12 protein-coding genes, 1 other RNA gene and 1 pseudogene are annotated in these 12,883 nt (G+C 71.9%); 8 read left to right on the forward strand and 6 right to left on the reverse strand.

Annotation, left to right across the window (positions count from 1 at the left end; translation table 11 throughout):
* Positions 1 to 16 precede the first annotated feature (16 nt).
* Complete coding sequence (locus tag ACYQ0U_RS20190; protein ID WP_459975678.1) at positions 17 to 721, forward strand: zinc ribbon domain-containing protein; 705 nt, start codon at positions 17 to 19, stop codon at positions 719 to 721.
* Positions 718 to 1,869 (forward strand): bifunctional RNase H/acid phosphatase, encoded by a 1,152-nt coding sequence (locus ACYQ0U_RS20195; protein ID WP_459975679.1) that lies wholly within the window; start codon positions 718 to 720, stop codon positions 1,867 to 1,869. The genes ACYQ0U_RS20190 and ACYQ0U_RS20195 overlap by 4 nt, the downstream gene beginning before the upstream one ends.
* A gap of 28 nt (positions 1,870 to 1,897) precedes the next feature.
* On the opposite strand, the gene yaaA is transcribed toward ACYQ0U_RS20195, so the two are convergent.
* Positions 1,898 to 2,653 (reverse strand): peroxide stress protein YaaA, encoded by a 756-nt coding sequence (yaaA, locus tag ACYQ0U_RS20200; protein WP_459975680.1) that lies wholly within the window; start codon positions 2,651 to 2,653, stop codon positions 1,898 to 1,900.
* A gap of 64 nt (positions 2,654 to 2,717) precedes the next feature.
* Between yaaA and ACYQ0U_RS20205 the strand changes: the two genes are divergently transcribed.
* Entirely contained in the window at positions 2,718 to 4,172 is a 1,455-nt protein-coding gene (locus ACYQ0U_RS20205; protein ID WP_459975681.1) for an RNB domain-containing ribonuclease, read from the forward strand.
* A gap of 104 nt (positions 4,173 to 4,276) precedes the next feature.
* Here ACYQ0U_RS20205 and ACYQ0U_RS20210 read toward each other — a convergent pair whose 3' ends face one another.
* Complete coding sequence (locus tag ACYQ0U_RS20210) at positions 4,277 to 4,423, reverse strand: hypothetical protein (RefSeq protein ID WP_459975682.1); 147 nt, start codon at positions 4,421 to 4,423, stop codon at positions 4,277 to 4,279.
* A 60-nt stretch (positions 4,424 to 4,483) separates the two neighbouring features.
* Between ACYQ0U_RS20210 and ACYQ0U_RS20215 the strand changes: the two genes are divergently transcribed.
* Together ACYQ0U_RS20215 and ACYQ0U_RS20220 are read left to right on the forward strand one after the other, a co-directional pair.
* On the forward strand, positions 4,484 to 5,455 hold the full coding sequence (locus tag ACYQ0U_RS20215; protein WP_459975683.1) for an epimerase: 972 nt from the start codon (positions 4,484 to 4,486) through the stop codon (positions 5,453 to 5,455).
* A 488-nt stretch (positions 5,456 to 5,943) separates the two neighbouring features.
* On the forward strand, positions 5,944 to 7,518 hold the full coding sequence (locus ACYQ0U_RS20220) for an alkaline phosphatase family protein (RefSeq protein ID WP_459975684.1): 1,575 nt from the start codon (positions 5,944 to 5,946) through the stop codon (positions 7,516 to 7,518).
* Between the two features lie 10 nt (positions 7,519 to 7,528).
* Here the strand turns inward: ACYQ0U_RS20220 and rnpB are convergent.
* Positions 7,529 to 7,915, reverse strand: an RNA gene (rnpB, locus tag ACYQ0U_RS20225) — RNase P RNA component class A.
* Positions 7,916 to 8,065: 150 nt separating this feature from the next.
* Here rnpB and ACYQ0U_RS20230 point away from each other — a divergent pair.
* Entirely contained in the window at positions 8,066 to 8,485 is a 420-nt protein-coding gene (locus tag ACYQ0U_RS20230; RefSeq protein ID WP_459975685.1) for a tetratricopeptide repeat protein, read from the forward strand.
* Here ACYQ0U_RS20230 and ACYQ0U_RS20235 read toward each other — a convergent pair.
* Genes ACYQ0U_RS20235 through ACYQ0U_RS20245 form a run of 3 tightly spaced genes read right to left on the reverse strand, consistent with a single transcriptional unit; the run spans position 8,469 to position 11,805 of the window.
* Positions 8,469 to 9,308, reverse strand: coding sequence for a transglutaminase family protein (locus ACYQ0U_RS20235; protein ID WP_459975686.1), 840 nt, complete (start codon positions 9,306 to 9,308; stop codon positions 8,469 to 8,471). The genes ACYQ0U_RS20230 and ACYQ0U_RS20235 overlap by 17 nt on opposite strands.
* On the reverse strand, positions 9,305 to 10,234 hold the full coding sequence (locus tag ACYQ0U_RS20240) for an alpha-E domain-containing protein (protein ID WP_459975687.1): 930 nt from the start codon (positions 10,232 to 10,234) through the stop codon (positions 9,305 to 9,307). Before ACYQ0U_RS20240 ends, ACYQ0U_RS20235 begins: the two co-directional genes overlap by 4 nt.
* Positions 10,228 to 11,805: a circularly permuted type 2 ATP-grasp protein gene (locus tag ACYQ0U_RS20245; RefSeq protein ID WP_459975688.1), complete on the reverse strand. Its 1,578-nt coding sequence runs from the start codon at positions 11,803 to 11,805 to the stop codon at positions 10,228 to 10,230. The genes ACYQ0U_RS20240 and ACYQ0U_RS20245 overlap by 7 nt, the downstream gene beginning before the upstream one ends.
* 127 nt (positions 11,806 to 11,932) lie before the next feature.
* On the opposite strand from ACYQ0U_RS20245, the gene ACYQ0U_RS20250 reads away from it, so the two are divergent.
* Complete coding sequence (locus ACYQ0U_RS20250; RefSeq protein ID WP_459975689.1) at positions 11,933 to 12,487, forward strand: DUF6318 family protein; 555 nt, start codon at positions 11,933 to 11,935, stop codon at positions 12,485 to 12,487.
* Positions 12,487 to 12,883 (forward strand): annotated as a pseudogene (locus ACYQ0U_RS20255) (hypothetical protein); the annotation flags it as partial. The gene ACYQ0U_RS20250 and the pseudogene ACYQ0U_RS20255, both read left to right, overlap by 1 nt.

Consider the following 12,883-nt stretch of genomic DNA (forward strand, 5'->3'; position numbering starts at 1 on the left):
ACTGAAGCTCCTCGACGTGCAGGAGCTCGACTCGCGCGCCGACCAGCTGCGGCACCGGCGGAGCAACCTGCCCGAGATCAAGGAGATCGCGACGCTGACCGGCAAGCGGACCGACGTCGAGAACCTCGTGCGCGACGCCCGGATCGTCGTCGACGACCTCACCACCGAGCAGAAGAAGGTGGACCAGGACGTCGAGGCCGTGAAGACCCGGCGCACCCGCGACCGCGACCGGATGGACCAGGGCCTGATCACGAACCCGAAGGACCTCGAGCGGATGCAGCACGAGCTCGAGTCGCTCGAGCGCCGCATCTCCAGCCTCGAGGACGACGAGCTCGAGGTGATGGAGAGGCTCGAGGAGGCGCAGGCCGAGCTGACCAAGCTCGAGGGCATGGTCGCCGAGTCCGACGAGCAGCTCACCACCCTCGCCGCTGCCCGCGACGAGAAGCTGGCCTCGATCGAGGAGCAGCTGACCGAGGTGCTCGCCCGGCGCGGACCCGCGGTCGAGGGCCTGCCGGCCGACCTGCTGGCGCTCTACGACCGGCTGCGCGAGCAGAAGGGCGGCATCGGCGCCGCCGAGCTCCGCGCGCGCCAGTGCGGCGGCTGCCGGCTGAGCATCGACGCCTCCGAGCTGGGCCGGATCCGCGGGCTGGCCGAGGACGAGGTGGTGCGCTGCGAGGAGTGCCAGCGCATCTTGGTCCGCACCTCCGAGTCCGGGCTGTGACCTCGCCCCTCGGCGGCAGGGTCCTCATCGAGGCCGACGGCGGCTCGCGCGGCAACCCCGGCCCGGCGGCGTACGGCGCCGTCCTGCGGGACGCCGACACGGGCGCGGTCATCGCCGAGGACGGCGCCGCGATCGGCGTGGCGAGCAACAACGTCGCGGAGTACTCCGGCCTCGTCGCCGGGCTGAAGCTGGCTCGGGAGTTCGCGCCGGACGCCGAGGTCGAGGTCCGGATGGACTCCAAGCTCGTCGTCGAGCAGATGTCGGGCCGCTGGAAGATCAAGCACGACGACATGCGCCGGCTCGCGGCCGAGGCCGCCGCGCTGGCGCCGTTCGGCACGACCTACACGTGGATCCCGCGGGAGCTGAACGTGGCCGCCGACCGGCTCGTCAACGAGGCGCTCGACGGCACGCGCAGCGGCGTCACGGTCGCGGGCGCCCCGGCCGAGGAGCCGGCCGAGCAGCCGAAGCCCGCGCAGGGCTGGTCGCCGCCGGGCACGCCGACCACCGTCGTGCTCGTGCGCCACGGCGTCACGCCGCACACCGTCGACAAGCGGTTCTCCGGCGGGCTGGCCAGCGCGAACCCCGGCCTCAGCGACGAGGGCCGCGACCAGATCCGGGCGATCGGCGACTGGCTCGGGCCGATCGCGGAGCGGATCGACGCGGTGGTCGCGTCGCCGGTGCGGCGCACGATGGAGTCCGCCGAGATCCTCTCCGCCGTGCTCGACCGCGAGGTCGAGGTGGAGCCGGGCTTCGCCGAGATGGAGTTCGGGGCGTGGGACGGGCTGACCTTCGCCGAGGTGGGGGAGCGGCACGGCGAGGAGCTCACCGCCTGGCTCGAGTCGCTGGACGTCGCGCCGGGCGGCACCGGTGAGTCGTTCCGCGTGGTCGAGAAGCGCGTGCTCGACGCGCTCGCCCGGGTGCTGGAGAAGCACGCCGGCAAGACGGTCGTGGTGGTCAGCCACGTGACGCCGATCAAGACGATCGTCGCCCATGCGCTGGACGCGCCGCTGCAGTCGGTCTACCGCATGGAGCTGACGCCGGCGTCGATCACGGTCGTGTCGTGGTATGACGGCCGCCCGTCGATGCGGATGTTCAACGCGCTGCCGCCGGGCAACGACGTCTTCGCCGCCGGCGCCTCGCGCTGGTGACGACAGCGTGGTGACGACAGCGTGGTGACTACAGCTCCGTGACGACCACGTCGAGGCGGCCGGCGTCCTCCTCGACGTACCACCCGAGGTCGCGCAGCGTCTCGGCGAGCTTCGCCGGGGTGCGCGGGTCGGCGCCGGACTCCAGCAGGGCCCGGACGATCCGGCCCTTGGTGGCCTTGTTGAAGTGGCTGACGACCTTGCGCTTGCCCTGGTGCTCGTGGAGGACGCGGACGCTCGTCGAGCGCACGCCGGCGGGCTTCCAGAAGTTCACGTAGGTCCCGCTGCGCAGGTCCACCAGCAGCCCGCTGCCGACGGTCTCGGTGACGACCGGGCCGAGGTGCTCGCGCCACACGGCGGCGACCGGGCCGAGGCCGGGCAGGGTGGTGTCGCCGGAGAGGCGGTACGCCGGGATCCGGTCGCTCGGGCGGACCAGGCCGAAGACGCTCGAGGTGACGGCGAGCCGCGCCGTCGCCCGGCGCTTGGCGGCCGGGGTCAGCGTGGCGACGTCCAGGGCGTCGTACAGGACTCCGGTGTAGACCTGGTCCGCGCGCTGGGTCGGCGCGGCGCGCAGCCCGCGGTTGAGGGCGACGAGGTCGAGCTGCGTCGTCCCGATGCCCAGCGTCTTCGCGGCCACGTCCGGATCGCCGGTGCAGAGCTCGACGAGGGCGTCGATGACCCGCTCGCGGGGCTCGGTGAGGCTCGGGAAGTCGAGGCCGGCGAGGTCGAGCGGCTTGCCGCGGCGCGCGGCGGCCTTGCCCTCGCTGGGCGGCAGCAGGATCAGCACCGGAGGAGTGTCACAGATCCGGACGTGGCGGTGTCTCGGGGGCTCACCCCACTAGGGTGGCGCCATGCCGACCCACCGTGTCGTCCGCGTCCGCTCCGTCAGCGACGGGGTCGCCGCGGACGCCCTGCGGTCCGGCATCGTCCGCCTCCAGTCCGAGCTCGGCGTGTCGCTGGCCTTCCCGCCCGAGGTGGAGGAGGCGGCGGCCGTCGCGGCCCGCGCGCCCCGGCTGCCGGAGCTCGACCGGACCGACATCCCGTTCATCACCATCGACCCGCCCGGCGCGATGGACCTCGACCAGGCGCTGCACCTCGACCGCGACGGCGACGGGTACGTCGTGCACTACGCGATCGCCGACGTCGCCGCGTTCGTGCGGCCCGGCGACCCGGTCGACACCGAGGCGTGGAAGCGCGGCGAGACGCTGTACGGCGCGGACTCCAAGGTCCCGCTGCACCCGCCGGTGCTCAGCGAGGACGCCGCCTCGCTGCTGCCCGACCAGCTCCGTCCGGCGCTGCTGTGGACCGTCCGGCTGCGCGCCGACGGCGCCCGGCGTGACGTGCAGGTGGAGCGGGCGCTCGTGCGCTCCCGGGCCCGGCTCACCTACGACGAGGCGCAGGCGGCCCTCGATGACGGGTCGGCGTCCGACGTACTCCTGCTGCTGCGGGAGGTCGGCGAGCTGCGGATCGCCCGCGAGGCCGTGCGCGGCGGGGTGTCGCTGCCCCTGCCCGAGCAGGAGGTCGACGTCGCGGGGGAGAAGTGGCGCCTGGAGTTCCGCGAGGAGCTGCCGGTCGAGCGCTGGAACGCCGAGATCTCGCTGCTCACCGGCTTCGCCGCCGCCGACCTGATGCTCTACGCGCGGATCGGGCTGCTGCGCACGCTGCCCGCGGCCGACCCGCGCGACGTGCAGCGGCTGCACCGCACCGCCCGGGCGCTCGGCATCGAGTGGCCGGCCGAGCAGCTCTACCCGGACTTCGTGCGCACGCTCGACCCGTCGATCCCGGCGCACGCGGCGATGGTGGACGCCTCCGCCCGGCTGCTGCGCGGGAGCGGGTACGTCGCCTTCGACGGCGAGACCCCGGCCGAGCCGCAGCACGCCGCCCTGGCATCGGAGTACGCCCACGTCACCGCGCCGCTGCGCCGCCTCGGCGACCGGTACGCCGGCGAGGTCTGCCTCGCGCTCTGCGCCGGTGAGGAGGTGCCCGCCTGGGTGCGCTCGGCGCTGCCCGAGCTGCCGGCGGTGCTGCGCGCGTCGGCCGCTCGCGCGGGCGCCTACGAGCGCGCGGTGCTCGACCTGGTGGAGGCGGGCGTGCTGTCGCCGCGCGTCGGCTCGACCTTCGCCGGTGTCGTGGTCGACGTCGACGAGCAGGACCCCACCCGTGGGGTCGCGCTGCTCCAGGACCCGGCGGTCGAGGCGCGCGTGGTGTCCTCCTCGCCGCTGCCGCTCGGTGCGGAGGTGACCGTGCGGCTGACCGTCGCCGACGTCGAGAAGCGGAAGGTCGAGTTCGAGCTCGTCAGCGGGTGAGCGTCCAGACGCCCGGTCGGGTCACCGGTCGCGCAGCACCTTGACGCCGGCCCACACGACCAGCGGCAGGCCGATGACCAGGAGCAGGATCGCTTCCCAGCCCATCAGCGGCGCCGCATCCCGGGCAGGACGTACTTGAACAGCAAGAACGCCACGACGATCACGAGCACCACGACCAGGATGAACTTCACGGTTCTGCCCTTCCTCGGGCGGCCCTTGGGCGACCGCCGGTGCCGGAGTCTTACCCGCATCGATCGGTCCTGAAGCCGTCCTTTATTTGAACACGTTCAAAAATCGGTTACCGTGGCGCCATGAAGGTGGTCGTCCCCGGAGGGACCGGCCAGGTCGGAGGAGTCCTCCGCCGCGCGCTGAGAGCAGCGGGCCATGAGGTCGTGGTCCTCAGCCGGCACCCGTCGGCGCCGCTGGAGCCCGGCATCCGCCACCTCGGCTGGGACGGCCGCACGCTGGGGAGCTGGGCGGCAGAGGTCGACGGCGCCGACGCCGTCATCAACCTGGCCGGCCGGTCGGTCAGCTGCCGCTACACCGACGCCCACCTCCGGCAGATGATGGACTCCCGGGTCGACTCGGCCCGCGTCGTCGGCGCCGCGATCGCTGCGGCTGCCCGTCCGCCGGCGACCTGGCTCCAGATGAGCACCGCCACCATCTACGCCGACCGCTCCGACGAGCCCGGCAATCCGGCGAACGACGAGGCCACCGGCCTCATCGGCGGCGAGGAGCCGCACACCCCGCTGTACTGGGAGTACAGCGTCCGCATCGCCCGCCGCTGGGAGCGCGCGCTCGCAGAGGCCGACACCCCGCACACCCGCCGCGTCGCCCTGCGCACGGCGATCGTGATGAACCCCGGCCGCGGCGGAGCCTTCGACGTCCTCCTGCGGCTGGCCCGCCTCGGCGTCGGCGGCCCCGTCGCCGGCGGCCAGCAGTACGTCTCCTGGATCCACCACCAGGACCTCGTCGCCGCTGTCGAGCTCCTGCTCGCCCACGACATGTCCGGCCCCGTGAACCTCGCCTCCCCGAACCCGGTCACCCAGGCCGAGCTGATGCGCGACCTCCGTCAGGCGTGGGGCGGCTGGGCCGCCCGCGTGGGCCTGCCCGCCACCCGCGGCACGGCCGAGCTCGGCGCCTGGGCGCTCCGCAGCGACACCGAGATGCTGCTCAAGAGCCGGCGGGTGCTGCCGGGGCGCCTGCTCGACGCGGGGTTCGAGTTCGCCCATCCCACGTGGCCGGACGCGGCGGCGGAGCTGGTCGCCGGGCTCCGGGACTGAGCCGTGCGGGGCCGCAGGTGCTGGAAGGAGCTTCAGCACCCCGCGGCCCCTGTCCCGACCAGCAGCGGTGTGCCGGGACGTCCGAGGCGAGTCCCACGCTGCTCGGGCCTACGCGTCGGAGAGCGCCCGACCTCGCAGGGTCGGCGAACCGTCGATCCGGCCCCTGGGCAACAGGAGTCGACGGCCCGCAACGCTCACCACGACGCTACGTCGGTCCGCCCGCCGGCCGCTTCCTCCGTTCTGGGGATGCGGGCGGGGCGTCGAACGCAGGGCGTGGCTCCTCCCCAACGTCGGTGATGCCGTCGTGTCCACGAGGGGTGGAAACTCGCACCACGCTTCCAGGAGGTGCCGCGATGCCCCGTCCGAGCCGACTCAGTCTGGTCGCCCTGGTGGCGACAGGGTGCGTGGTGGCCGCTGCCACGTCAGGAGCGAGCTCGGCCACTCGCGCTCCCACGGCGACCGCGGCGGCTGCCGATCGTCCCTCGCGCGTGCTGGTCGTGCTGTTCGACCAGATGCTGCCGCAGTACGCCGACGAGTTCGACATGCCGAACTTCCGGATGCTGCGCGACGCCGGGACCAACTTCCGCGACGCCTACCTCGGCTACATGGGATCGGAGACGGTCATCGCGCACAACGTGCTGATGTCGGGCCAGAACCCGAAGCACATGGGGTGGGTGGACGAGGCCTACCGGGACCGCGAAGGCCTGTTGAGCCCGGACACGGACCAGATGTGGACCACGGGCGAGCTCACCTATGACCAGTTCGGGACCCTGATCCAGGACAAGGGCTACCCGAAGCTGGCTGACTACCTCCAGGCCGCGCAGCCCGGCAAGAAGTTCATCGTCGTCGGGCAGAAGGGGTACGCGGTCGAGTCTGCGGCCGCGGAGTCCGCCTTCGACTCCTCGGACGCCGACATCGCCGTACGGTTCAGCGGGAGGTCGGCCAGCTCTCCCGTGGCGGGCACTCCCGATGCGGCCTGCAACGCCACGCTCGGTGGCCGCTACCGGGGACCGGACGGCGTCAACGTGCCGACCTACATCAAGGACCCGTTCTGCGGCCGCTTCTACGTCAACTCGTCGAACACCTACGGCACCAGTACGGCGTTCCCCTCGTGGATCTATCCGCTCGACGGGAACCGGTTCGTCCCGGGGACCGATCCGGCCCACCTCGGCGGTGACACGTGGGTGGCCGACGCGGCCATCGCGATGATGGCGAACGAGGACTGGTCGGGGATGTTCGTCACGATGGGTGGCATCGACAAGGCCGGCCACATGTGGGGTGCAGACTTCGACGTGCAGTCCCCGCCGGGCTCGGTGGACCACCAGACCCATGTCGAGTTCAACGCCGAGAACGCCGACGTCCAGCTGGGCCTGATGCTCGACGAGCTCGACCGGCTCGGCATCCTCGACGACACGCTCGTCGTGCTCACCGCAGACCACGGAGCCACGTTCGGGGCCAGGTACTACGGGAAGACCGCCCCCGGCGTCAGCACCACCAGCGACACCAACTGGTACTACGGCCCCGACTCGATGCCGACCGTCTACAACGACCCGTCACCCGCGATCCAGCCGCTGGTCGCGACCGGCAACGTCGCGTTCTCCTACCAGTCGACGTCGATCCAGACCTGGCTCAAGGACGCCTCGAGCCGCAAGCGAGCAGAGGCTCTCAAGATCATGCGCGGCCTGCCGGGCGTGATCGCGACCTACTGGCGCAAGGGTGACCGCTACGTCCTCAGCGACACCAACCCGATGACGAGGGCCGACAGGAAGTGGTGGCAGGCGACCGCCCAGAGCATCGTCGACACCATGGCCGACGTGAACGGTCCGGACATCGTCGGTCTGCTGGCCAACGAGGTCAGCTACGGCGCCTACGGCGACCACGGCGGGGCGAGCGAGCCCGTGCAGCGGGTGCCCATGGTGTTCTGGTCCGCGTCGATGACGAGGCCCAACACCACCGACGCGACCTTCCGGACACCCGATGTGATGCCCACCATCCTGCGCGCTCTCGGCATCCGGCAGACCTACCCGACCGACGGCAGGGCCCGGGCGCTCGGCCGGCGCTGAACCGTTGGTGCGGATGGGCTGGCCTGTAGGCCGGGTTCTGTAACGCCGAAGCGTGGCGACCATCCATCTACGAGCGCCGTTGCCGACGCCCTCCAGCGGTCTACCCGCGCACTCGGGCGGGCCGCCCTCAGTCGTGCGCGCGTCCGGTGAGAGCACCGGACTTCTTGACCTTGCTCCAGGTGGGGTTTGCCGAGCCGGCCGGGTCGCCCCGGTCGCTGGTGGTCTCTTACACCGCCGTTTCACCCTTACCCCTGCACGCAGGGGCGGTCTGTTCTCTGTGGCACTGTCCCGCGGGTTGCCCCGGGTGGGTGTTACCCACCACCTTGCCCTGTGGAGCCCGGACCTTCCTCGGCACCTCCTCGTGAAGAGAGGGTGACGCGGTCGCCCGGCCAGCCCATCCGCAGGACCAGCGTAGTGGGCCCGAGGTGGGACGTCATACGAAGTGGTCGCGGGAGCGACCAGGTCGGATGACGTCCCGGGCCGGATCTAGGCTTTCGGCGTGCTTCCCGACGGTTACGATGTGACGCGCTGACGTAGCGTGGGCGGCGTGACCGACGACGACGAGCTGAAGGCACCGGCGGTCGTCTTCCCGGGGCACGCAGCGGCCCCGGAGGCGGCGTTCCGAACGGCGTACGACCTCCTGGCCCGGCGGGCGCCGGCGGAGGCACTCGACGTGATCGAGCCGGCGCTGGCCGACGAGCCCGACAACACCGGGCTGCGGACGCTGCGCGCGTGGGCGTTCCTCATGCGCGCCCAGCTCCAGCGCGCGGAGGCCGAGCTGGCGTGGCTGGTCGAGCAGAACCCCAGCGACGACTGGGCGCAGCACGCGCTCGGGCGCTGCCTCGAGCGGCAGAGCCGGTACGCCGAGGCGCTCCCTCACCTGCGGCTCGCGGCCGCGATGAGCGGCGATCCCGACCACGGGCTCGCCGCCCTCCGGGTGGAGCGGCTGCTCAACCCAGACGGGTGACGGTCACCTCGACCGACATCGACGTGGTCCCGGCGCCGGAGTAGATCCCGCTCAGCGGCTTCACGTCGCGGTAGTCGCGGCCGACCGCGACGACGACGTACCGGTCGTTGGGCTCGGTGTCGTTGGTCGGGTCGAAGGCGTGCCAGCCCTCGTCCCACCACTCGACCCACGCGTGGGACTCGCCGGTGACGGTGTCGCCGACGACCGGCTCGCGCTTGGGGTGCAGGTAGCCGGAGACGTACCGCGTGGGGATGCCGAGCGTGCGCAGTCCGCCGATCACGAGGTGCGCCATGTCCTGGCAGACGCCGGCCCGCTGCTCCCACGCGTCGGCCGCGTGGGTGTGCACGTCGGTGGCGCCGGTGCGGTACTCGACCTCGCGGTTGACCAGCGCGCACACCTCGCGCGCGGCGTCGCCGGGCATCGCGGAGGGGGCCCGGATCCGGGTCAGGTGGGCGGCGAGCTCCTCGGGCGGCTGCACCGTCGGCGGTACGACGAGGAACTCGGTCCACCGGTCCGCGACGGCGTCCAGCCCCTCCCACGACGTGAGCGCCATCGGCGCGGGCGGCCGGGAGGTGTGCACGGTCGAGGTGGCCGTGACCGTCATCGACTCGTGCGGGTCGAGGACCTCGAAGGCGGTCACGGCGGTGCCGAAGTAGTCGCGGTACTCGTAGGTCCACGGCGCCGGCGACACCTCGACCCGTGAGTGCGAGACGATCTGCTCCGGCGTGGTCTGGGGCGTGAGCCGCGCCTGGTTGTAGGAGGCGACCGCCTTGCCGTCGTACTCGAACGACGTCGTGTGCACGATCCGCAGCTGCATGCTCATCGAAGGACCCCCTGCCAGGCGAGTGCCTCGGCGCCGAAGTACTGCCGGGTGACCGCCTCGGTCGCCAGCGCGCAGGTGCGCTGGAGGCGCTCCATCTCCGCGGGCAGGTCGGCGACGACGTCGCTGAGCGAGCGGTACTCGAGCTCGGCGCGCATCCGGCCGAGCAGCCGCTGCGCCTCGTTCTGGAAGCCCGCGCGCCGGTCGGTGGCCTCGAGGTTGTCGACGCACTGCTCGGCGCGGTTGAGCGAGAACACCACCGACCGCGGGAAGAGCCGGTCCAGCAGCAGGAACTCCGCCGCCCCCCGCTCGGTCTCCAGGCCGCGGTAGGTGCGCAGGAACGCCTCGTAGGCGCCACAGGCCCGCAGCGAGCTCGTCCACGGCGCCGTCGAGCTGCCGGCCAGCGCGGCCGTCGCGACCAGCCGGGAGGTCATGTCCGCGCGCTCGATGCAGCGCCCGAGCACCAGGAAGTGCCAGCCCTCGTCGCGGGTCATCGTCGCGTCGGCGGTGCCGTTGACCAGCGCCGCGCGCTCGCGCACCCACTGGAAGACACCCGGCGGCCGCATCGCCCGGAAGCGCCCGCTCGGGATCGCTCGGTAGGTGGTGTTGATGGCCTCCCACATCGGCACCGACAGCGTCTCGCGCGCCCGGCGCGCGCTCTCGCGGGCGGCCCCCAGCGAGGACGCGATCGACGTGCCCACCGACGGGTCGTAGGCCAGGAGCGACAGCACGGTCGTGACGTCGGCCGGGCGGGTCGGGTCGTGGTCGACGCCCATGATCGAGAGCAGCGTGCGGCAGGTGGTGTCCTCGTCGGCGCCGCCGTCCTCGACGAGGAGCTGGGTCTGCACGTCGAGGATCCGCGCGGTGTCCTCCGCGCGCTCGACGTACCGGCCGATCCAGAACATCGACTCCGCGATCCGGCTCAGCACGTCTCGTCACCCCCTTGCTGCTGCTGCTCCTGCTGGGCGGACCGTCCGGGCAGCGCGGGCCCCTCGCTCTGCGGCGCCGAGCCGGGTACGCCGCGCGGCTCCTCGTGACGGCGGAGCGACCCGGATCCGGCGAGGACCCAGGTGTCCTTGGAGCCGCCGCCGCGCGAGGAGTTCACGATGAGCTCGCCCTCGGCCAGCGCGACCCGTGTCAGCCCGCCGGGGAGCACCCACACCCGGCTGCCGTCGTTGACGGCGAACGGCCGCAGGTCGACGTGCCGCGGGCCGAACTTCCCGTCGACGAAGGTCGGCACCGTCGAGAGCTGCACGACCGGCTGGGCGATCCACGAGCGCGGGTCGTGCAGCAGCTTGATCCGCAGCTCGTCGAGCTCGCCCTTGGTCGCGCGCGGCCCGATCACGATGCCCTTGCCGCCGGACCCGTCGACCGGCTTGAGCACGAGCTCGTCGAGCCGGTCGAGCACCTCGGCGCGGGCCTCGGGGTCACCGAGCCGCCAGGTGTCGACGTTCTTGAGGACCGGCTCCTCGGAGAGGTAGTAGCGGATCAGGTCGGGCAGGTAGGTGTAGACCAGCTTGTCGTCGGCGACGCCGTTGCCGACGGCGTTCGCGAGCGTCACGTTGCCGGCGCGGGCCGCATCGATCAGGCCGGGGCACCCGAGCATCGAGTCGGCCCGGAAGTGCACGGGGTCGAGGAACTCGTCGTCGACGCGCCGGTAGATCACGTGCACCGGCTCGAGGCCGTGCGTGGTCCGCATCATCACGCGTCCGCGTCGGCACTCCAGATCACGGCCCTCGACCAGTTCGACGCCCATGGTGCGGGCGAGCAGCGCGTGCTCGAAGTAGGCGCCGTTGAAGACGCCCGGTGTGAGGACGACGACGGTCGGGTCGGTGACGCCGGCCGGTGCGGCGGCGCGCAGCGCGGCCAGCAGCCGCTGCGGGTAGCCCGCCACCGGGCGGATCCGGTGCTCGGCGAAGGGCTCCGGCAGCGCCGCGGAGATCGCCCGCCGGTTGGTCATCACGTAGGACACCCCGGACGGCACCCGCACGTTGTCCTCGAGCACGCGGAAGTCGCCGCGGTCGTCGCGGACCAGGTCGATGCCGGAGACGTGCACCCGGACGCCGTTCGGAGGCCGCACCCCGGCCGCCTCCCGGTGGTAGTGCGAGGAGGTGGCGATCACCCGGCGCGGGATCACGCCGTCGTCGAAGACCTGCCCGGCGTCGTACACGTCGGCGAGGAACGCCTCCAGCGCGCGCACCCGCTGCTGCACGCCGCGCTCGATCGTCGTCCACGTCTCCATCTCGATGACGCGCGGCAGGATGTCGAGCGGGAACGCCCGCTCCTCGCCGCCGATGTCGAAGGTGACGCCCTGGTCGAGGTAGCTCGCCTGGAGTGCCTCGACCCGGCCGGCCAGCTCGGGACCGGTCAGGTCGTGGAGGGAGTCGCGCAGCCGCTCGTACGGCGGTCGGAGGCCGTCGACGTCGAACATCTCGTCGTACGCCGGACCCCGCGCGCCGCCGTAGTCCTCGAACATCGACGCGATCGACGGACTGCTCATGCGGCGGACCTTACCCAGATGATTGTTTCTGGAACGTTGCCGTCGGCGGCTGTCCGGACGCGGGGCGTTCTCCACAGGGCTGGACCGCCCGGTTTCGCTCGAACGCGTCGCGGGGAATGATCGCCCCGTGACCGGTACTCGGGCGGTCATCACCGCTGTGGCCCTGCTGCTCGGGCTCTCCGCCTGCTCAGGCGAGGACCCGGAGCCTCGTGTCGCGCCCTCCTCGCCCAGCGTCCCGTCGACGACCGCAGCCTCGGTCGAGACGACTCCGGAGATGCCGGACGCCGCTACGGCGATCTCACAGGCCGGTGCTGAGCGCTTCATCGACTTCTGGTTCTCCGTGCTGACCTACAGCATGGTCACGGGTGACACGAAGCCGGTGCAGGACGTGTCGAGTAGGGGATGCAAGAGCTGCCAGGCGCTGATTGATCAGATCGACGATCTTTACGCCAAGGGCGGCCAGGTACGGACTGACGGCTGGCAGGTGGCCGCAACGACGGCAAACGGTGAGTTCGACGTCGAGTCACCGGCCTTCCTGCTCCGGGTGGAGCAAGCCGGTCGAACCCTGCTTGACGGTGAGAAGGTCGTCGATCGGACGCCTCGCGCCGTGGTCCCCATGCACATCAGGCTCGCAAACGAGGCCGGTTCGTGGATGGTTTCCGACCTGGAGATCATCGAGTGATGCGCAGAATCGTCGCGCTTGCGTGCGTCCTCGCCGTTTCCTGGGCTGCCCCCGCGAGCGCGAAAGATCCGGTGACGCCGGGGGACGACGACTTCAATGTCTCGATCGAGCACGTGTCGCCCAGTCAGGTGTTGAGCCAGCCGAGCGCAGGTGGCGCGAGCTGGGTTTCCTCAGTCGACGTACTTACCGCCTGCGATCTCAACGAGGTCTGTAGCGAGATGACTTGCCAGCCAGACGATAAGTCGCCACTGGGCGGGACGTACGTCTATCGAGATGGAGACACGCCGCCTTTGAACCTGGGCTGGTGCGTCATCTCGGACGTGGCTGCCCCGACAGTGACCCCCGGCATGGTGGCGGCCGCGTTCCGCCGTATCCCGCTGCCGGCGTCTGAGTTGG

The sequence above is a fragment of the Nocardioides pyridinolyticus genome, from assembly GCF_054653575.1.